Raw genomic sequence first — 20,097 nt, forward strand, 5'->3', positions numbered from 1 at the left:
GCGGCCGCGTTCTCGCCCCTGCGCCCCACTGTGCTGCGCCTCGGCGCTTGCCCCGCGGCAGGTTTCTTGCCTTGTGACGTCGGACCATGCCGGCGACCGACCAGCGGGACGTGCTCGCCCTGCTCGCGCGCCCCGCGGCCTATCCGCACGCCGCGCCGGAGCCCGTGCACGTGCAGACGCACATCTCCCACGTGTTCCTCGCCGGCGCGCACGTCTACAAGCTGAAGAAGGCAGCGCAGCTGCCGTTCGTCGATCAGAGCACGACGGCCCGCCGCGCGGCGCTGTGCACGGCCGAGGTGGAGCTGAACCGCCAGCTCGCGGCGCCGGTCTATCTCGGCTGCGTCACCGTCACGCGCGAGCGGGACGGCCGACTCGCGCTCGGCGGCGGCGGGACGCCCGTCGAGACGCTCGTCCACATGCGCCGCCTTCCGGACCAGCGCGCCCTCGCGCGCCTGGTCGAGCGCGGCCTCGCCGACGTGCGCATGATGACCGCGATCGCCCAGCGCCTCGCCGCCTTCCATACGACCGCCCCGTCCGGCGCCGGCGCGGCCCGCGAGGGCACCCGCCGGCGCGTGCGCGCGAACTGGGACCGCGTGCTGGCGCTGACCGCGTCGCTCCCGCCCGCCGTGCTGCGGCCGCTCGAACGCCGCCTCCTCACCGACGCCGGGCCGACGGTGCTCGGCGCGCGGGCGGCCTGCTTCGATCGCCGTCGCGCGCGCGGCCGCATCCGGGAAGGACACGGCGACCTGCACGCCGAGCAGGTATATGTCCTCGCGACCGCGTTGCCGGCGCTCCCGCCCTACCCGCGCGTGCCCGCGGGACCGTGGCTCGTCGATCGGCTGGAGTTCTCGCAGGCGCTGCGCTGCTGCGACGTCGCCTCGGAGGTCGCGTTCCTGGCGATGGACCTCGAGCGGCTCGGCCGTCGCGACCTCGGCGACGCCTTCGTGGCCGCGTATCGCACCGCCAGCGGCGATACCGAGATCGACGACGTGCTGCCGTTCTACGTCGCGTACCGCGCCTGCATCCGCGGCGCCGTCGAGGGCATGAAGGCGCAGGAGCCCGAGGTCGACGCCGCCGACGCCGAGGCGGCGCGGGTGCGCGCGCGCCGCTTCTTCGCCGTTGCGCTGCAGGCGGTCTGGCGCACGGGCCCACCGCCGATCCTCGCCTGCGCCGGGCCGAGCGGCAGCGGCAAGAGCACCGTCGCCGAAGCGCTCGCAGCGGCGACGGGCTTCGCGCACGTGAGCTCGGACCGGCTGCGCAAGCAGCGCGCCGGCCTGCGCGCCGGCGAGCGCGCGCGCCGCCGCCGCCTGACGCGAGCGGCGCGCGCGGCTGTCTACGACGCGCTCGGGCGCGCCATCGGCCGGCAGCTCGCCGCCGGTCGGGGCGTGGTCGCCGATGCGACGTTCCTACGCCGCGAGGAGCGCGCCCGGCTCGCCGCCGTCGCGGCCCGCCACGGCGCGCCCCTGTGCTTCGTGGCGTGCGACGCGCGTCCCGCGACCATCCGCTCTCGTCTCGCGACCCGCCCGCCGGGCTGGTCCGACGCCACCTGGGAGGTGTACGTGCGACAGCAGCAGACCCGCGACCCGTTCGCGCCCGACGAGCTGGTGATCACCCTCGACACGAACCACGAGCGCACGCTGGTCGCCGATGCGGCGCTCGCTGCGTGCTGGAGCTGGTACGGACGCCACGCGCTGCCGCGCTCCGGCCGGCGCAGCCTGCGGCAGGCGCGGCGATGAGGCGCACCGCGACCGGGCTCGCGCTGGCCGCGCTCGCGACCGTCGTCGGCGCCTGCGCCCGCCCGACCACGCCGGCCGCGCCGCCCGCGGCGGCAGCGGCGGCCGATGCGGGCGCCATCTTCCACCGGCGTTGCGCGGCCTGCCACGGCGACGATGCGCGTGGCGACGGGCCGGTGGCACCGACGCTGCGCACGCCGCCGCCCGATCTGACCCGCCTCGCGGCGGACAACGGCGGCGTCTTCCCGCGCACGCGCGTGATCGACGTCGTCAGCGGCGAGATACCCATCGCCGCGCACGGCACGCGCGACATGCCGGTCTGGAGCCTGCGCTTCCGTCCATCGTCGGGCGCCGCCACGGCGGCCAGCCTGTGGAGCACGCGACAGCTCGAGCTGCTGACATCATACCTGGAGACGATCCAGGTACCGGCGAGCGCCGCGACATCGCCCGCAGGTAGCCGGTGAGCTCGCGGCCGCGAGCGCGGACGAGGTTCGGTCCGGATGTGCGCGGTGGCGCTGCTCACGGCGCCGCGGCGGATGGTGCCTCCGGCGCCGACGGGTCGGGCGCGGGCGGTCCGACGCCCGCCGCGACGCGGCCGACGAGCTGCCCGCCTTCGGTGAGCACCTTGGTCTCGACCGTCCCGTCCGCAGGCACCGGCACGGGTCCCCAGAGCCGATAGCCGCCCGCACGACCCCCTTCGACCGCGAGCGGCCGGCTGGCGGCGTCGCCGATCACGAGGTGCACCGTCTCGTGGAGTCCGCGCGGCGCCTCGACGGCGACGAAGACGTAGGCCGGCTCGTCCCGTCCGGCCGGCAGCGCGGCGACCGGCGCCACCGGATCGAGGCCGTCGCGACCGAGCGCGAAGGTCGCGGATACGAGCCGCATCGGTGCCGGCGCGAGCAGCGGCAGCGCCAGGCGCCCGACGACCGCGCCCACGGCCGCCGCCCCCAGGGTCGCCGCGACCATCGTGACGGGGCGACCGCGGCGTACGACGAGCAACACGACTGCCGGGCCGGCGAGCGCCCCCGCCGCCCAGGCGGTGTGGCGCGGCGGGACGCCCGTCAGCACGGGCAGGAAGAGCTGCAGGGTCGTGAGCGCGACGGGCCCGACGAAGGCGGCGGTCAGCGCCGGACGGCGCAGCAAATGCTCGCGCAGGACGAGATCGAAGCACGAGATCACGGCGAGCGCCACGAGCAGCAGCGTCCAGGGCGCGTTGCGCGACGGCCACGTGGTGGCGAGCACGACGAACGGCAGGACGAACCAGATCGCGTTCTGGGCCAGGCCCACCGTGGCCCACCAGGCCGCCTCGCCGAGCCACGTCGCGACCCCGCCGCCCGCACCGCGCCGCCACGGCGGCGCGACGACGAGGAGGGTCACCGCCCCGAACAGCGACGCCAGCACGAAGGCGGCGCGCACACCGTCGACGCCCTCCCGCCACAAGACCGCGAACGCGACACCGCTCGCCAGGGACACCCACGGCATCACCCGCGCGTTGAGCCAGGACCACGTCTCGGCGAGCCGCGCGATGCTGGGCACGGACGCCGACCTACGCCACATCGTGCAGCTTCGCCAGGTTCGGTGCGTTCGATGACTCCTGTGCACGATATGCCGCAGTGCATACAGCCCCACGGCGCCCGATCACGAAAGTTTGCCAGAATTCAGATTGACATCGGAATCCGACGCCGGGTACACCGCCCGCGCTGGTTCAGATCACGGCCACCGATAAGGGGGACTCCATGAGGACGCGGACAGGTTTTTGTAGGACGGCGATGCTCGCCGTGACGGCCTTCGCCGTCATGGCAACGGCGCCGGCATGGGCAGGCATCATCGGACTGAGCGCGAGCAAGAACGCCGGCAACAGTCCGGACGAAATCTCTGACGGCCTCCTGTCGAGCTACCAGCGTACCTCGACGGTCGCGGTCACCAACCTGAGCCCCGGCCTCGTGGCGCGCGTCCGGTACGCGTCCACCGTGGCGACCGACACCGGTCTCCTCACCAGCCGTACCGAGACGCTGAACTCGGACTACAACATCAACTTCAACGTCGATGCCCCCGGCGCCTACGACCTCATCATCACCACGAGCCTCAACGGCGCCTTCACGCTCGTGAACGACGGCAGCGCCGCCGCGACGGCGAGCGGCACGGCCGTGAGCTATACGGGCGGCACACTCGCGAGCGGCGGCCTCGCGCTGACCTCGCCCGGCTCGTTCTCGAGCAACAACGGCGGCGACGTGCCGTTCAACCGCACCAACCAGGCCACCATCCAGGGGTCGAGCTACGGTGTGGCCCAGCCGCACTCGCTGCGCTTCACCTGGACCACCCAGTGTCAGAGCGGCAGCGGGCTGACGGGCGGCGACGAGTGCGCCGTGCGCCTCGGTCTCCCCGCCACGATCGGCGGCCAGACCGCCGGCGTGTACCCGGGTGTCGGCAACCGCGTCCAGGCGGACGACGGTCACTTCGTGACCATCTCCTTCGTCTCCCTGTGCGGCAACGGCACGGTCGAGGGCGGCCGCGGTGAGCAGTGCGACCTCGGAGCCTTCAACGGCCAGCCCGGCTCCTGCTGCACCACGAGCTGCCAGTTCGCTCCCTCGTCGACCCTCTGTCGCGACGTCGCCGGCGTCTGCGACGTCGCCGACTTCTGCAGCGGCAGCAGCGACACCTGCCCGGCCGACATCAAGCAGCCGAACGGCGCGGCCTGCCCGTCGGACGGCAACCCGTGCAGCCTCGACGTCTGCGACGGCGTGAACGACGCCTGTCAGCATCCCGCCGGCAACGCCGGTGCCACCTGCCGCGCCTCCGGCGGCATCTGTGACGTGGTCGAGGTCTGCGACGGCGCCAGCACCGTCTGCCCGGCCGACGCGGTCGCCGACGACACCGTCGTCTGCAACCCGGGATCGGGCGATCTCTGCGACCCCGACGAGTACTGTGACGGCGTCAACAAGGCCTGCCCCGCCGACAGCGTGACGGGCGCCTTCGTAGTCTGCCGTCCGGGCTCGGGCGACCTCTGCGATCCGGACGAGTACTGCACCGGCATCGCCGACCAGGCCTGTCCGCCCGACAGTGTCTCCGGCGCGTTCGTCACCTGCCGCGCCAGCGCCGGCGACTGCGACCCGGCCGAGTTCTGCACCGGCAACGCCGGCGAGGCCTGCCCCGGCGACGCGCGCGAGCCCAACACCACGCTCTGCCGTGCCGCTGCCGGCGTCTGTGACGTCGCCGACTTCTGCGACGGCACCAATGTCGCCTGCCCCGCCGACGCCAAGAGCACCGCGGTCTGCCGCGGCTCGGCCGGCGTCTGCGACATCGTCGACTTCTGCGACGGTGTGAACAACGACTGCCCCGCGGATGCGCGTCAGCCCAACACTACCGTCTGCCGCCCGGCGGTCGACGCGTGTGACGTGACCGACTACTGCGACGGCAACGTCGACTGCCCGGCCGACCAGGTCGTGCCCGACACCGACGGCGACGGCTTCTGCGACGCCATCGACCTCTGCCCGCTGGTCCCCGACCCGCTCCAGCTGGACAGCGACAACGACGGTCAGGGCGACCTGTGTGACGTCTGCACCCAGCTGCCGCCGGGTACCTTCGGCGACCGCCACAAGGTGCAGATCACGAGCCTCAACAAGCCGGTGGGTCAGCAGCGCCTGAAGGCGCAGGCCCGCTGCCTCGGCTACCCGAACGTCGAGAACATCGACGTGGTGGCCAACGGCGTCCGCCTCGTCGGCACGGCTTCGAACGGGACCGTGATCTTCGACGCTCAGATCCCGGGCGGCGCCTGGAATCAGAGCCAGAAGGCCGGCTGGAAGTCGCACGGCTTCCCGACGGGCTTCACGGCCTCCTACTTCAACGCCGGCACGGTGGTTCCGCTGGTGAACGGCTTCCAGCGCGTGAAGTTCGTCACCAAGGCCGGCGTCGGCATCACGAAGTTCACGGCGGTGGCGAAGAACGGCGCCTTCCCGCTGGCCGTCAACGGCATCCCCGTGAAGTTCACGATTGCCACCGCGTTCCCGGCGGCGAACGGCGAGTGCTGCGAGCTGCAGTTCCCCGCCACCGCGCCCGCCAAGCCGAGCTGCGTGCTCTCCGGCAGCAAGGTGACCTGCAAGTAGCAACCAGCACGGACGCCGGTCGCGGTTCCTCGTAGGGACCGCGACCGGTGGCCCGAAACCCCCAGTGAGACAGGAAGCGGGACCCTCGGGTCCCGCTTCGCTTTTGGGGCGCCGCCGCGCACACGACTTGCGCGCGCTCGGCATGCGGCGCCCCCGCGAGCGGCAGGCGACCCCGACGAGCTTCGGGCCTAGGTCGATCGCGACGTGCGGCACGGCCGTCGCCCCACGGCATCCTGACGCTGCGCCGCCACCCGGCGCCTCAGGCGCGCAGATCGGCGTCGAGCATCGAGAGCAGCGCTTCCGTGAGGGTGGGATCGAACTGGCTCCCGGCGCAGCGGCGCAGCTCGGCGACGGCGTCCGCCGCCGGCATCGCGCGCCGGTACGGCCGATCGGTCGTCATCGCGTGCCAGGCGTCGACCACGGCGATGATGCGCGCGGCGATCGGGATGTCCTCGCCGCACAGCTGCTCCGGATAGCCGCCGCCGTCCCAGTGCTCCTGGCAGGCGTGCGCCACCGCCGCGAGATGGCGCGTTTCCGGTACCGCGGTGAGCAGCGCCGTGCCGAGCGGGACGTGGCGCTCCATGACGATACGCTCCGTGTCGTCGAGCGGCCCCGGCTTGAGGAGCACCTCGTCGGGCACGTGCAGCTTGCCGACGTCGTGCAGGACCCCGGCCTGGGCCGCGAGCGCGATCTGGTCCTGCGGCAGGTCGAGGAATCGGGCAAGCCGGGCGGCGAGGCCGCCCACCCGCGCCGAGTGCTCGGCCGTCGCAGGGTCCTTCAGCGTCAGCGCATGGAAGAGCGCCCGCACGATGCCGGCGGTGCCTCGGTAGCCCGGCTCGGGCGCCGGCACCGGCACGGGACCGGCCGCCACCTCGACGCGGTTGCGACCCGCCTGCTTGCCGCGCAGCATCGCCGCGTCGGCGAGCGTCACGAGGGACGCCGCGTCGGAGCCGTCGTCGGGAAACGTCGCCACGCCGATCGTCGCCGTCACCGCCGGCCCGTCCGGGATGGCGCGCATGGTCTCCGCCGCGACGGCGGCCCGCACCCGCTCCGCCGCGATAGCGGCGCCGGCACGGTCGACCTCCGGCAGGAGGACGACGAATTCCTCGCCGCCGTAGCGCGCAATCACGTCGGCCGCCCGCAGCGCGCTGCGCAGCGCCGTGCCGACCGCGCGCAGGACGGCGTCGCCGCGGTCGTGCCCGAGCGTGTCGTTGACGCGCTTGAAGTGGTCGAGGTCGAGAAAGAGCACGGCGAGGGGCTGGCGATGGAGACGCGCGCGCCGCAGCTCCTCGCCGAGCCGCCGGTCGAGGTAGCGCCGGTTCGCGAGGCCGGTGACGGCGTCGGTGCGCGCCGCCGCCTCCGCGGCGGCGAAGCGCTGCGCGGCGTCCAGCGCCAGAGCGGCCTCGACGCAGAAGAAGCCGGCGAGGCTGCTCGACGCGCGCGCCGGCCCCGGGCCCTGGATCGAGAGCACGCCGATCGGCTCGGCGGCCACGGTGAGCGGCACGTGCTGCACGTCGTCCGCCTCCACCGCGCGGCGCGTACGCCATGCCTCGGCGACAGGCCCCTCGCCGGCGAGGGCCACCGGCGCCGGCGGCGCCGGCGCGCTGGTCGCGAGCGGCACGAGGCTCGGCCCGGCCGACACCCACAGCGTCGCGGCCTCCGCACCGAGCAGGGGCTCGGCCAGCTGGACGACGGTCTGCGCGACGCGATCGGCGGTGACGCCGGCGGCGACGGTCTGGTGCAGGCGCAGGACGGCCGACACGAGCCGCCCGTGGCTCGCCACCTGGGTGCGCAGCCGCTGGCGCTCGGCCAGCAGCGAGCGCACGAGATCGTTGGCCGGCACCCCACGGACGTCCATGATCTCGTCGCCGAGCACGTCGGCGAGCGGATCGTCGTTCGGATCCTCGGGGTCGCGGGCGAGCACCTCGGTGACGGCCACGACCAGGTCGACGGTGGCCACGGGCTTGGCGAGGAACGCGCGCGCGCCCATCGCCAGGCACTGGATGCGCGTGGCCGCGTCGCTGCGGCTCGACGAGAACACCACCGGGATCTTGGCGAGCGTCGGGTCGGCCTGGAGCCGGCGCAGCACGTCGGGCCCGCTCTCGCCCGGCAGCTCGATGTCGAGCAGCACGAGCGCGGTGTCGGACGCGAGCTTGTGCCAGGCCTCTTCGCCGCTCGCGGCGACGTCGCAGCAGAAGCCGGCCCGTTCCAACGCCACGCGCATCGCGAGCGCGGTCGCGGCGCTGTCTTCGACGATGAGGATGCGCGGACCTGCCTTCATACGCCCGGATAGCCCTCCCCGACCGCGAGCCCGAACCAGGCCCAGTTGAGGTCGTAGTAACGGTCTGGCGCGCGCAGGATCGGCCGCAGCGCGGCCTGCGAGAGCCGTCCCGCGCGCAGCCGGCGTGCGGCTTCCGGCGCGTGCTGCTCGAACGCCGGGAGCACGCAGCCGTAGAAGCTGAGCGACTCCTCGTCGCTCTCCGCCCTACCGTCGAGCGCGTAGCGCGTGACGAGCCGGCCGTCGCGCTCGAGGCGTGCGGCCAGCGCCGCGGCGTGGAGCGGATCGGCGCACGCGACGGGCCGACCGTGCAGCCGGCAGTCGGCGGCCAGGCGCATGTAGAGGCGGACCGCGTCGAACGAGAACGCCCGGCTCAGCGTCGACCCGGCCGGCAGCGGCGCCACGCCGCCGTCCGGCGTCGCCACCATGAAGTCGGGCGGGAACACGACGCCCGGTCGCGCCATCGCGGCGGCGAGGAGCGCGTAGCCGGTGTCGAGTGCCTGCTCCCAGCCCCCGTCGGGATCGGCGCGGGCGAAGTCGCCGTAGGCGTACGGCAGGAAGTACGAGAGGTTGACGATGCGCTCGCCGACCGCCCAGTTGCCGGCGCTCGGGAACCAGCCCGCACCGACCGGGATGCCGGTGTGCGTCCGCACCGCGCGCAGGATCTCCGCCGCACGCGCGACGAGCCAGGGACGCTCGAAGCGTCTCGCCGCCATCAGCAGCGCTTCCGCGATCTCCTGGTCGCCGTCGGTGGCGGTGTTGGCGTCGAGGATGCGGCCGCCGTCGCGCGGCGTCCAGCGCCAGGCGTACATGCCGTCGGGGCGCCGCAGCGTGCGCTCGGTCCAGGCGAAGACGCGGTCGAAGGTCTCGGTGTCGCCCTCCCAGGCGGCGCGCAGGAGGGCGTAGCCCTGCCCTTCCGAGATCACCTCGCCCTCCCCGCGCGTGCGATCGAGGACGTAGCCCTCGGGCGACACGTACGTCGCCACGTAGTCGGTCCACGCCGTGCGCAGGAAGGTGGGCAACGGGACCTCGGTGCGCGACGCGCAGCCGGCGAGCAGGATGGCGAGGCCGAGGCCGACGAACGCCGGGAACGTGCGGCTCATCGGAAGGCCACCTCGACGCGGGCCATCGCCCGCCAGAGCCAGTAGTCGTCGGTGCCGTCCCAGAAACCGAACCCCGCGACGCCGACGCGCGCCGGGCCGACCTGCACGCTGAGATCGACGAGCGCGTGCCCGCCCGGCGCGACGTCGCCGGCGCTGCCGATGATCATCTGCGGGTTCAGCTCCGCTTCGAGCCGCACCCGGCCGTGCTCCTGGATCGTGTGCCCCATGAGGCCGATCGCGGAGTGGACGCGCGGGCTGAAGTAGGCCGGCCGATCCGGATCGGAGAAGGCTTCCACGTAGCCGTTCGGGCGCAGGACGGTCCACGAGCCCGGGCGCGCGTCGAGCGGCAGCTGGTAGTGTACGTAGCCGGTGCCGCGCACGTTGCCGTCCTCGTAGTGCTGGATGCCCAGCTCGGCGTAGAGCCGGTCGTCGGCGCCGTCGCGCAGGTGCTTGTCGAGCCCGAGGCGGCCGCCGTCGACGGCGAAGCTCGGACCCAGGGCCTCAAGGTCGATGATGCGGTTCCAGGCGCGGATCTCGTTGTCGTCGTGCGCCGTCAGGAGCGACTCGCGCCGGCCCGTGAGCGTCAGCGTGGAGGTGTCGCGGAAGTACTTGCGCACGCTGGCGTCGGCGATCGCGAGCGCGCCGCTCCCGGCCCCCCCGGCATAGTTCTCGAAGCCGGCGCGGCCGGCGAGCTCGAGGTCGGGGCGCACGTACCAGCGGTCGACACCGATCGTGGCGCCGGTGCGGGTGTAGTCGACGTCGCGCTGCTCGACCACGCCGGCGAGCGCCTGCGCCGTCAGCCGCAGCGCCGGCGACGGCCAGAAGAAGCCGCTGGCGACGCCCTCGGAGAGACGGATGTCGTTGGCGTCGCCGAAGAACACGGGGCGCAACCCGGCGCCGGGCGCGAGCGCGCGCGCCAGACGGTCCGCGGCGACGACCCCGCGCAGCACGGCGCCGCCGGCGACAGCGTCGTGGTAGGCCCCGGCGGCGCGCGCGTAGTCGCCGCGGCGCACGGCCGCGTCGCCTTCGAGCAGCGCCAGGTCGGCACGCAGCGGCGGCGTGCACCCGTCGCAGGCCGCCACCAGCGCGCGGCGCGTCCTCCTCGGCGGCGAGATGGCGGTCGCGCGCCATCGCCGCGCGCGGCAGGCGGGATCGTCGCTGGCGGCGACCGCGGCGACCGCGAACAGCGGCTCCACCTCGCCGCGCCGGCCCTGGAGCGCCACGCTCTGCGCCAGCGCGAGCCGGGTCTCGGCGTCGCCCGTGCCCTCGGCAGTGCCCGCAACGCCTCGGCTTCGGCCTCGGCGTAGCGGCCGCCGGCGGCGCGGTGCGGGCGATCTCGGTATGCAGGCCGTCGCCGCCGCGCGCAGCCTCGACCGCCGATAGGCCGCGAGCGCGCGCGCCCGGCTCGCCGGCGTTGACCCGTCCGTGCAGCCTCGAGCCGTGCCGCCACGTCGTCGGGACGCGCGGCGAGGTAGCGCGCGTAGCCGTCGACCGCGGCCATGCGCGCCGAGGCCGGCGGCGGCGCGGGCCGCGGCCAGCATCTTCTCCGGGCTCGCCGGCAGCGTCGCCGCCGCGGCCGCAACGCCGCCCTGCGCGCGCGGCGTCTTCGTCGCCGATCCGGCGATCGTGGTCGGCGAGCCAGGCCCGCTCGTCGAGGTCGAGCGGCGCGCGCCGCTCGGGCGGGCGAGCGTCGCCGCGGCGAGCGCATCCTCGGCTGCCGCCAGCGCGCCACGCGGGCGAGCGCTCGCAGCGCCGTGGGATCGTCGGGGCGGGCCGCCAGCACGGCCTCCTGCGACGCCTGCGCCGTGGTCGCCGGCCCATTCCTCGAGCCCGGCAGCGGACGCGCTCGGCGATGAGCAACCCGTCCGGGGCCGCACGTGCGACAGCGCCTCGCGCGCCGCCGCGCAGTCCCCCGCTCACGAGCGCGACCTCGGCCTGCACCATGCGCGCGTCCGGGTCGCGCGGCCGGCGCGTCAACCAGCGTCAGTGAGCGGCGCCCACCTCCGCGCCGCGGCCGGCCCAGAGCGCGGTGTGCGCGGCGAGCCGGAGCGCCACCGGGTCGTCCGCGGCAGCGTGCGCGCGATCGGCCAGGCCTCGTCCCCAGCGCCCCGCGACGTTGAGCGCGTGCACGCGGGCGACGCGGGCGGCGACGCTGCTTACCGGCGGGGCGAGGCGGTGCCGCAGACGCGCTCCGCGCTCCGCCGCCGCGGCCTCCCGCAGCGGCGACGCTGCCCGCAGCCACGCCACCGCCCGCCAGGGCCCCCGCCGCCGCCGCGCCGGTCGCAGCGTCGGCCGCACCGGCGCCGGCCGTCTCCGCGGCCCGGCGACCTGCTCGTCGTCGTCCGCCGCCGCGCCCCGCGCCGCCGCCGCGCCCACAGCGCCGGCGTGCCCGCCGCCCACCGGCATTGGCGCGCGCCGCCGCCACGGCCGGCGCCGCCGGTGTGGCGGTCGCGCGCCGGGGCCGCGAGCCGGCCGCGAGCTCGCGCCCGGCGTCGACCCAGAAGCCCGGCTCGAGGCGATCGAGGAGCAGCATGATGGCCCCGGCCCAGAGGCCGAGCAGGAGTGCGCGCCTAAGCGACTTTCGAGCGACCATAGAACTCGAGCGGGTGGCGGCGCGGCGCCCAGCGATGGCGTCCCAGCGCCGCATCGAGCGCGCTCCACAGCGTCCAGATGGCGACCGCGGACACGAGCGCGTTGACGGCGATCACCCGCGCCGACGTGGTGTGCGCCAGCGCGGCATAGAGCGGCAGGAAGAGGTTCGCAGCGATGAGCACGACCTGCGGCAGCACTGCGAGGACCGCCGGACGGCGGCGACGCTTGCCGGCGTTGTTGGGCCGATAGCCCGGCTTACCGCGACGCCAGCGCAGGGCCCGCAGCGTCCCCATGAGGTAGATCGGGAAGAAGCCGACGAGCATCTGGAACTGGCGCCCCGGCTGCTCGCCGCGGGCGAGATAGCGCAGCGCCCAGGCCATGGCGCCGAAGTAGACGCCGCGCGCGATCGCGAAGTGCACGGCGGAGCAGAGCAGGACCTCCTGCCCGGTGACGTAGGTCCACGGCGGCACCACGAAGAGGAACGGCACCGCGAAGCCGACGGTGAGATAGGTGAAACCGATGAGGAAGTAGTTGAGCCGCTTGCGCCACGGGAGCCCGCGCTTCACCAGCGGGTTGTCCCAGAAGAAGAGGCGCATGGTGTCGAGCGCCCACTGTCCGCGCTGCCGGTACACGCCCCACACGTCCTCGGGCGCGAGACCCTCCGAGAGCGGGTACGGATAGTAGAACGACTTCCAGCCCTTCGCGTGCAGGTGGTACGAGGTCGTCAGATCCTCGACCAGGTTCCAGGTCGCGAAGCCGCCGATGTCCTCGAGCGCCGCACGCCGGTAGAGTACGCCGGAGCCGCACGAGATCACGGTGTCGTGCGCATCCATGGCGAGTTGCACGGCGCCGTAGAACACGCGGTCCTCGTTGAAGAGCGGATCGCCCTCGGCGACGAGGTACGACTGCCGCGACTGGACGAACGCGAGGCGCTCGAAGCGGAAGTAGCCGGCCAGCGACTCGAGGATGTCGGGGTGCGGGACCTGGTCCGCGTCGAGCACGAGCACGAGATCGCCGTGCGAGCGCGCGAGACCGAAGTTCATGTTCCCGGCCTTGGCGTCGTCCTTCGCGACGCCGTCGCGGGGCCGCGAGTGGTAGGCGAAGCCGAGCCGCCGCACGACGGCCTCGACGTCGGCCGAGCCGCCGTCGTCGAGCACGTGCACGGCGAGCGGCCCCGACCAGCGGATGCGCGTCACCGCCTCGAGCGTGGTCGTGATCACCTCGATCGGCTCGCCGCACACCGGCACGAGCACGTCGATGGCGTACGCCTTCTCCGGCACCGGCGATCGCCGCGGCTTGAAGCGCAGCCGCCAGAGGCTGGAGCCGCCGATGGTGAACAGGACGAGGCAGGCGCTCTCGCTGAGCAGGAACGCGATCCCCATGAGGAGATGCGCCGGGTTGATCGCCGTCGCGACCCACCCGATGTAGACGCCGCCGGTGACGACGGTGAGGAGGACGAGGGCCTGGGCGCGGATGCGCCGCGGCCGATCCTCCCCGTCCCCGAAGCGCCGGTACGTGATCTCCTCGGGACGCAGCGCCTCCTCGAGCAACCCACCGATCACCGGCACCCGACCGTACCAACGCCGCGGGCGCTCCATCACGGTCATTCTCGGTCGGAGGGCGCCCGTAGTTGAGCCCGGCACGCCCTGGCGGCGGCAATCCTTGCCGCCGCCGCCGGGCGGCGGTGGGCGCCGTGCACCCGGCGTCCGCCGATGCTGGAACGATGCGCGGCGGCGGGATAGCAACGACCCATGGGTCACGTCTTCGAGGACAACTCCCGCTCCATCGGCGGCACGCCGCTCGTGGAGCTCCGGCGCGTCACCGCCGGCGCGCCGGCACGCCTCCTCGCCAAGGTCGAGGGGCGCAATCCCGCCTACTCGGTGAAGTGTCGTATCGGCGCCGCGATGATCTGGGCCGCCGAGGAGGAGGGCGTCCTCACGCCGGATGTCGAGGTGATCGAGCCGACCAGCGGCAACACCGGCATCGCCCTCGCCTTCGTGTGCGCGTCGCGCGGCTACCGCCTGACGCTCACCATGCCCGAGACCATGAGCCTCGAGCGCCGCAAGGTCCTCGCCGCCTTCGGCGCCAACCTGGTGCTGACGCCCGGCGCCGAGGGCATGCGCGGTGCGATCCGCAAGGCCGAGGAGATCATGGCGGCCGAGCCGGACAAGTGGTTCATGCCGCAGCAGTTCGCCAACCCGGCGAACCCGGCGATCCACGAGCGCACCACCGGTCCCGAGATCTGGAACGACACCGACGGCGCGATCGACGTCTTCGTCGCCGGCGTCGGCACGGGCGGGACCATCACCGGCGTGTCGCGCTACCTGAAGCACACGCGCGGCAGGAGCATCGTCTCGGTGGCGGTCGAGCCCGAGAGCAGCCCCGTCATCACGCAGACGCTCGCGGGCCAGACCCCGGCGCCGGCACCGCACAAGATCCAGGGCATCGGCGCCGGCTTCGTCCCCGAGAACCTCGACCTCTCGCTCGTCGACCGCGTCGAGCGCGTCTCCGACGACGAGGCGCTCGCGATGGCGCGGCGCCTCGCCAAGGAGGAAGGCATCCTCTGCGGCATCTCGTGCGGCGCCGCCGTGGTCGCGTCGCTGCGCATCGCGCACGATCCCGCGTTCGCCGGCAAGACCATCGTCACGGTCCTGCCCGACTCGGGCGAGCGCTACTTGTCGTCGGCGCTGTTCGCCGACCTCGCCTGACGCCGCCCGTCGAGGCGCGCCGTCAGCCAGGCGGCGACGTCGCGCAGCTCGGCGTCGGTGATGCCGTGCGCCACCGGGTACTCCCGGTAGGTGACGTCGGCCCCGCCGGCGAACGCCTCGCGCGTGGCCCGGCCCTGCGCCACCGGCAGCACGTCGTCGTACAGGCCGTGGCCGACGAAGAGCGGCACCGCGGCGACGGCCGCGGCCGTCGCGGCGGGCGGGAACAGGTCACCCGGGGCGCGGCCGCTCAGTGCGACGACGGCGAACGTCAGCACGGGCTCGGTGCGCACGACGCCGAGGCTCATCATCGCCCCCTGGCTGAAGCCGAGCAGCACGGTGCGCCCGGGATCGGTGCCGAAGCGCGCCGGCGCCGCGGTGAGCCAGCGACGCAGCTCGGCGAGCGTGCGGCGCGCGCCGGCGACGTCGGGCACGATGGTGCCGTCGCGCCCGAACTCGATGTGGAACCAGCTGTGCCCCATCACGTAGGCGCCGGGCGCACGCAGGCTCACCACCTGGAAGCGCGGGTCGAGCAGGTCGGCGACGGGGAAGAGGTCGTTCTCGTCGGTGCCGATGCCGTGCAGGAGCACCAGCAACGGGGGGCGTCCCGGGCTCGACGCCCGCGGCGCGCGCGTGCGCACCACCCAGTCCGGAGCCGCTGCGTCCATCGTCGACCCTCCCGCTCCGCAGGCGACGGCGAGCGCGGCCCCGGAGAGCGCCAGACCGATCGCCACCCGCCCCTGCACGTGGGGCGGCTCTTACACCGCCCGCCCTACTTGAGGAAGGTCGCGATCAGGCGCTCGCCGCAATCGATGCACCAGGCGCTCTGCCGTCGGCGGGCGGCGGCGTGCTTGTCGTCGTCGCACGGCGACGGATCGACGTGCGGGTTCACCGTCGCGCCGCACTGCGGACAGTGTGCGACCGGCGCGTTCGGACGGCTGTGGTTCATGTTGTCGCAGCGCTCGGGCTGTCGATGGGGCCGCAGGCTGTGCATGCTGCGGCTCGGCGAGCAACGCGCATGCCGTGCGTCCGCCGGCGGTGATGTCTGGACGGCCGGGGGGATGCACACGGGGCTGCATGATGCGGATGCCGTGCGCGTGCCGACGGCCCCGCGCACGGCAGGCGGCACGGCATCTGGGGGGCGACGCGACGCAACCGTACCGCGGCGTCCCGTTTTCGTCGTCTGCGGCGCGCTGGAGCGTTTGCCGCTTGGTATGGGGTGGCGGCACATGGGTTGCAATGTACTCCGGATGGCCGCCATGCCCGACTCGCGCGCCCGGAGCGGGCCCCCACCGCGTACGCCCCCGAAGAATCCGCTCGGGGAGAAGGCCGCGGACGAGCTGCGTGCCATCGCCCGGGACGCGCACGCGCCCGAGGACGCGATCGAGCCGGCCCTGCGCATCCTGCTCGAAGCGGTCGGCGCCACCGCGGGCGCCATCTGTCTCTTCGACCAGCGCCAGGAGCTGCTGCGGCTGGCGGCCGAGGTGGGCCTGTCCGACGAGGGCTGCCGGCAGCTGCGCAGCGTGCGGCGCGGCGGCGTCGGCACCTGGGACATGCCGCTCCACAGCCTGCTCAACCGGCGCGCGTACCTGATCGAGAGCGCGGCGCGGAACCGCTACGTGCCGCCCCTCGTCGAGCCCGCGTCTTCGGTGCGGACGCTCGCGTGCATCCCGCTCTACACCGGCTCCACCGCGCTCGCGAGCCTCGTCCTGGTGGCGATGACGCCGCAGTCGTTCGGCGAACGCGAGATCCGGGTCCTCGACCCCGCGCTGCGCGAGCTGATCACGATCATCGAGTCGGTCCGCAAGCGCGTCCCCGGCGGCGCCGGCGCCGAGCGGAGCGAACCGGCCCCGGCATCCGCTCCCGCCCCGCCGCCGCTGCCCCCAGGTGCCCGCCGTCCGCAGCGCGCCACCCTGTCGCCCGAGCTGAGCCGCGACACGCGGCGCGCCGCGGCGCCACGCGCCCTGCCCGGCGCCGCCACCGCGCTCGAAGGCGGAGGCCGAGCGCGGCGGCGAGCCGGCCGCGCTCGCCGCGCGGCTCGAGGAGGCCGAGCACGCGACCGCGTCCGGCTCGCCGCCGCGCTCGAGAAGGCCGCCGCCGAGCGGGCCGCCGACGTGACCCGGCTCATGACGCGGCTGCTCGACGCCGAGAGCGCCGGCGCCCGCCAGACCGGCACGTCGCCGCGCGAAGGGGCCGAGGATCTGCGGCGGGCTCTCGAGGCCGCCCAGCTCGCCGAGACGGCGCGGGCGACCGCCGCGGTCGAAGCCGAGGCGGCGCGCGTCGAGGCCACGCGCGCCCGCTCCGAGATCCAGCGTCTCCAGACCTCCGAGCGCGAGGCCCGCGAGGAGCGCGGTCGCCTCGAGCGCACGATCACGGACCTCGAGGGCCGGCTCGATGCGGCGAGCGCCGCACGCGGGCCGCAGGACGAGGCCCTCGCTGCCGCCACCGCCCGCGCCGAAGCCGCTGCGTCGGAGACGGCCGCGCTGCAGCGCGAGCGCGACGCCCTCGTCGCCGAGCGCGACAGCCTGCGCCAGGCCGGAGGCCGCCGGCGACGCCGACACGGCGCGCGCCGACCTCGCCCAGGCCCGCGCGCAGCTCGCCACGCTGAGCGCCGAGGTCCGAGCGCCTGGGCGCGGGGCCGCGACCGGCGCGCGCTGGCCGCCGACGCGGCCCGCGCCGCGCAAGCCGAGCACGGGCCCAGGCGACGCGCGCGCTCGCCGAGGCCGGCACCGCCCGCATGCGGGTCGATGATCTCGGCGCGGCTCACCGGCGCACCGCGCCGAGCGCGGTCAGGCCACTCGCCGACGCCGACGCGCTGCGCGCCGCCGCCGCGCGGCCGAGGAGCACAAGTGCTGCGCGCGGAGCTCGATGCCACCCGCGGCGCCGCCAGTCGCTCCAGGCCGACGCGCCGACCGCCTGCGCGCCGAGGCGGAGCGCGCGAGCGCCATTATTGCCGGCCACAGCGGGCGGCGGCAGCCGAAGCGCGGGCGGCGCTCGACGCCGCCCTGACGGCGCAGACCACCGCCGTCGAGTCGCTGCGCGGCGAGCACGAGCGCGCGCTCGCGGGTCTGCGCGGTGAGCACGAGGGCACGCTCGCGAGCCTGCGTCGGGACCACGACGCCGCCCTCGCAGGGCTCGAGAGCGAGCACGCCGTCGCGCTCGACGGGCTGCGCACGGAGCACGCGACCATGCTCGCGGAGCGCGACGCGGCAGCAGCCGCCGCCGCGGAGCAGCTCGGCACGCTCGCCGCCGAGCGCGACGCCCTCGTAGCGCGCACCGAAGAGCTGACCGCGGCGCAGGCCCGCGCGGCCGAGGAAGCGGACGCCGCGCTGCGGGCCGCGGTCGAGGCCGCCCAGGCGGCCGCACGCAGCGAGCTCGATGCCGCCCACGCAGAGCTCGCGCCGCTGCGCAGCGAGCGCGACGCCCTGAAGGCCGCGCACGACGATCTCCTCGCTCGTGTCGACGCGCTGGCCGGCGAGCGCGACGAGCTGCGCGCCGCCACGGCCACGCTCACCGCGGAGCGCGACGTCCACGCCACCGCGCGTGCCGAGCTCGAGGCGACGCTGCGTGCCACGCGTGACGAGGCCGCCGCGACGCTGCACGCCGAGCGCGCCCGCCTGGCGGCGGAGCTGACGGCGGCGCGCACCGGCACCCTGCCCACGGGCGATGCGGGTCGCGGCGCCGCTCGGCGCATCGTCGCGCCGCCGACGGACGAGCCACTTGGGTGATCTGGCGGGAGACGCCCGCCGACGCCGTTCCCCCGCCGCCCGAGACTCCCGTCGCCGCGGCCGGCTCGGACGAGCCCGACGCGCTCGTCGTCGACCCGCTCGCCGCCGGCGAGATGGCTCCGGCTCCCGCCCTCCAGGACGAGGCACCGCCGGCGGCCGGCGCGGACGCTCCCGTCGAAGCGCCGGCCGGCGCAGGCGGCACCCTGCCGCCGCCCGGCCCCGAGGTCGCCACCCGCACCGTCGTCCTCGACGACGATCTCGCCGCCTGGGACGGGATCGCGCCGGGCGAGGATCGTGAGCTGTGCCTGCGCTGTCCTGCGCCCGACACGGTCGCCGAGACGCTCGTCCTCTCGCCCGCGCGCGTGATCGCCAACCTCGCACGCCCCGGCGTCGTCGATCAGCTGCTGCGGCTGCGTGCCGCCGGCTACCCCGGCCGACTCCACGGCTATCTCGCGGCGCCGGCGGCGCGCGCCGTCCTGCCGCTCGCCGCGATCGAGCTGGGCAGCCGCCCGCTCGACCCCGACGCGGTCATCGCCTCGCTCGGCAACCACGGCGGTCAGGGCACGCGCGTCGTCATGGTCGGCGCCGACGTCGATGCCCTGATCAGCGCCCGCCAGGCCCTCGCCCGGCAGGGCATGTCCGTCTCCATGGCCTGGAACGCGAAGCAGGCCGACGATCTCCTCGGCATGGTGCGCCCGCAGGTCGTCGTCGTCGATCTCGACCTGCCCGGCCGCGACGGCTACGGCATCGTCGCGCGGCTCGCGGCGATGGCGACGGTCCCCGCGACGCTGCTCGTCGTCGGGGCCGACGACCCCGCTCCGCGCCTCGCCGCCCTGGTCGGCGATCCGGCGCTCGCCGAGCGCCAGCAGCCCCGGGACCGTTACCTCCAGGCCGTGCTCAGCGCGAAGAGCACCGCGCCCGAGAAGAAGCGCACCGTCCGCGCCCTGCGCTAGTCCCGAGTCCGAAGCTCGTTGCCGAAGATCGGGTGGGATCGCGCCGCCCGAGATATGGTGACGCGCTTCGCACGCGGGACACTCGGCTACCGCCGGGTGTGCAGGTGGCCGATGCGCGGCTGCTGCGCCGCCTCGAGGCGCGCGAGCGCCCCGCGCGCCTGCGCGCCGACGCAGCCGTGCGGATCGGCGTCGAGCACGGCCCGCAGGTACTGATATGCCGACGCCCACTCGCCGCGAGCCAGGAGGATCTCGCCCGCGAGCAGCTGCGCCTCCGCCGCGCCGGGGCCGCGGGGATGGTCCCGCAGGTGGTTGCGCGCGACGACGAGCGCGCCCTCGCCGTGGCCGTGCTCGGCGAGCCAGCCGGCGAGGGCGAGCGAGTCGGCGGCACCGAGGGCGCCGCGCCGGGCGGGCGAGCGGCCGCGCCAGAACCAGTGGCGCCGCCGCCTCGGCCGCCGCCGCGAGCGCATCGTCGAGACGGGTCCGCGCCGGCCCGGCCGGCTCGTGCAGCGGGGCGTACTCGGGCGGGCGCTCGCCGAGCCTGCGGCGATCGAGCACCCAGGCGGCGGCGAGCCCGGCGACGAAGCCGCCGATGTGCGCGCCGTGCGCGATGCCCGCGCCGCCGGCGTCGCGGACCAGGTAGGGCAGCAGGTTCTCGAGCACCAGGTAGATGCCGAGGACGAGCCGCGCCGGCACCTCGAAGACCTGCATCACGAACGGCGGCAGCAGCCACAGCAGGCGCACCTGGTTGCGCGGAAACCAGGCGAAGTAGAAGCCGAGCACGCCCGAGATGGCGCCCGACGCGCCCACCATCGGAATGGCGGAGCCGCGCTCGCCGACGGCGTGGAAGGCGGTCGCCGCCACCCCGGTCGCGAGGTAGGCGACGAGATAGGCCGGGGCGCCGA

The 20,097-nt window shown here is 75.1% G+C and carries 14 protein-coding genes; 6 read left to right on the forward strand and 8 right to left on the reverse strand.

What is annotated here, in order from left to right; all coding sequences use genetic code 11:
• Positions 1 to 86 precede the first annotated feature (86 nt).
• Both KIT14_19520 and KIT14_19525 read left to right on the forward strand, forming a co-directional pair.
• Positions 87 to 1,736 carry an AAA family ATPase gene (locus KIT14_19520; protein MCW5892707.1) on the forward strand — a complete coding sequence of 550 codons (1,650 nt, stop codon included), beginning with the start codon at positions 87 to 89 and terminating at the stop codon, positions 1,734 to 1,736.
• Positions 1,733 to 2,197, forward strand: coding sequence for a c-type cytochrome (locus KIT14_19525; protein ID MCW5892708.1), 465 nt, complete (start codon positions 1,733 to 1,735; stop codon positions 2,195 to 2,197). The genes KIT14_19520 and KIT14_19525 overlap by 4 nt, the downstream gene beginning before the upstream one ends.
• Positions 2,198 to 2,252: 55 nt before the next feature.
• Here the strand turns inward: KIT14_19525 and KIT14_19530 are convergent, their stop codons facing one another.
• Positions 2,253 to 3,269, reverse strand: coding sequence for a hypothetical protein (locus tag KIT14_19530; protein ID MCW5892709.1), 1,017 nt, complete (start codon positions 3,267 to 3,269; stop codon positions 2,253 to 2,255).
• Between the two features lie 233 nt (positions 3,270 to 3,502).
• On the opposite strand from KIT14_19530, the gene KIT14_19535 reads away from it, so the two are divergent.
• Positions 3,503 to 5,836: a hypothetical protein gene (locus KIT14_19535; GenBank protein MCW5892710.1), complete on the forward strand. Its 2,334-nt coding sequence runs from the start codon at positions 3,503 to 3,505 to the stop codon at positions 5,834 to 5,836.
• A gap of 259 nt (positions 5,837 to 6,095) precedes the next feature.
• Here KIT14_19535 and KIT14_19540 read toward each other — a convergent pair whose 3' ends face one another.
• From KIT14_19540 to KIT14_19555, 4 genes are all read right to left on the reverse strand, one after another.
• Complete coding sequence (locus KIT14_19540) at positions 6,096 to 8,117, reverse strand: diguanylate cyclase (GenBank protein ID MCW5892711.1); 2,022 nt, start codon at positions 8,115 to 8,117, stop codon at positions 6,096 to 6,098.
• Positions 8,114 to 9,217, reverse strand: a complete 1,104-nt coding sequence (locus KIT14_19545; GenBank protein ID MCW5892712.1) for a hypothetical protein — start codon at positions 9,215 to 9,217, stop codon at positions 8,114 to 8,116. Before KIT14_19545 ends, KIT14_19540 begins: the two co-directional genes overlap by 4 nt.
• A complete protein-coding gene (locus KIT14_19550) occupies positions 9,214 to 10,440 on the reverse strand; it encodes a hypothetical protein (protein ID MCW5892713.1) in 1,227 nt (408 codons plus the stop codon). The genes KIT14_19545 and KIT14_19550 overlap by 4 nt, the downstream gene beginning before the upstream one ends.
• 1,347 nt (positions 10,441 to 11,787) lie before the next feature.
• Positions 11,788 to 13,416 (reverse strand): glycosyltransferase, encoded by a 1,629-nt coding sequence (locus KIT14_19555; GenBank protein MCW5892714.1) that lies wholly within the window; start codon positions 13,414 to 13,416, stop codon positions 11,788 to 11,790.
• Between the two features lie 144 nt (positions 13,417 to 13,560).
• Between KIT14_19555 and cysK the strand changes: the two genes are divergently transcribed.
• Entirely contained in the window at positions 13,561 to 14,517 is a 957-nt protein-coding gene (gene cysK / locus KIT14_19560) for a cysteine synthase A (protein ID MCW5892715.1), read from the forward strand.
• Here the strand turns inward: cysK and KIT14_19565 are convergent.
• Together KIT14_19565 and KIT14_19570 are read right to left on the reverse strand one after the other, a co-directional pair.
• Positions 14,481 to 15,260 carry an alpha/beta fold hydrolase gene (locus KIT14_19565; protein ID MCW5892716.1) on the reverse strand — a complete coding sequence of 260 codons (780 nt, stop codon included), beginning with the start codon at positions 15,258 to 15,260 and terminating at the stop codon, positions 14,481 to 14,483. The genes cysK and KIT14_19565 overlap by 37 nt on opposite strands.
• A gap of 26 nt (positions 15,261 to 15,286) precedes the next feature.
• On the reverse strand, positions 15,287 to 15,508 hold the full coding sequence (locus KIT14_19570) for a hypothetical protein (GenBank protein ID MCW5892717.1): 222 nt from the start codon (positions 15,506 to 15,508) through the stop codon (positions 15,287 to 15,289).
• Between the two features lie 265 nt (positions 15,509 to 15,773).
• Between KIT14_19570 and KIT14_19575 the strand changes: the two genes are divergently transcribed.
• Positions 15,774 to 18,242 carry a GAF domain-containing protein gene (locus tag KIT14_19575; protein MCW5892718.1) on the forward strand — a complete coding sequence of 823 codons (2,469 nt, stop codon included), beginning with the start codon at positions 15,774 to 15,776 and terminating at the stop codon, positions 18,240 to 18,242.
• Positions 18,239 to 19,195 carry a hypothetical protein gene (locus KIT14_19580; protein MCW5892719.1) on the forward strand — a complete coding sequence of 319 codons (957 nt, stop codon included), beginning with the start codon at positions 18,239 to 18,241 and terminating at the stop codon, positions 19,193 to 19,195. The genes KIT14_19575 and KIT14_19580 overlap by 4 nt, the downstream gene beginning before the upstream one ends.
• A gap of 86 nt (positions 19,196 to 19,281) precedes the next feature.
• Here KIT14_19580 and KIT14_19585 read toward each other — a convergent pair whose 3' ends face one another.
• Positions 19,282 to 19,662 (reverse strand): hypothetical protein, encoded by a 381-nt coding sequence (locus KIT14_19585; protein ID MCW5892720.1) that lies wholly within the window; start codon positions 19,660 to 19,662, stop codon positions 19,282 to 19,284.
• Between the last annotated feature and the right edge of the window lie 435 nt (positions 19,663 to 20,097).

This window comes from bacterium, from assembly GCA_026129405.1.
Classification (GTDB): domain Bacteria; phylum Desulfobacterota; class Binatia; order DP-6; family DP-6; genus JAHCID01.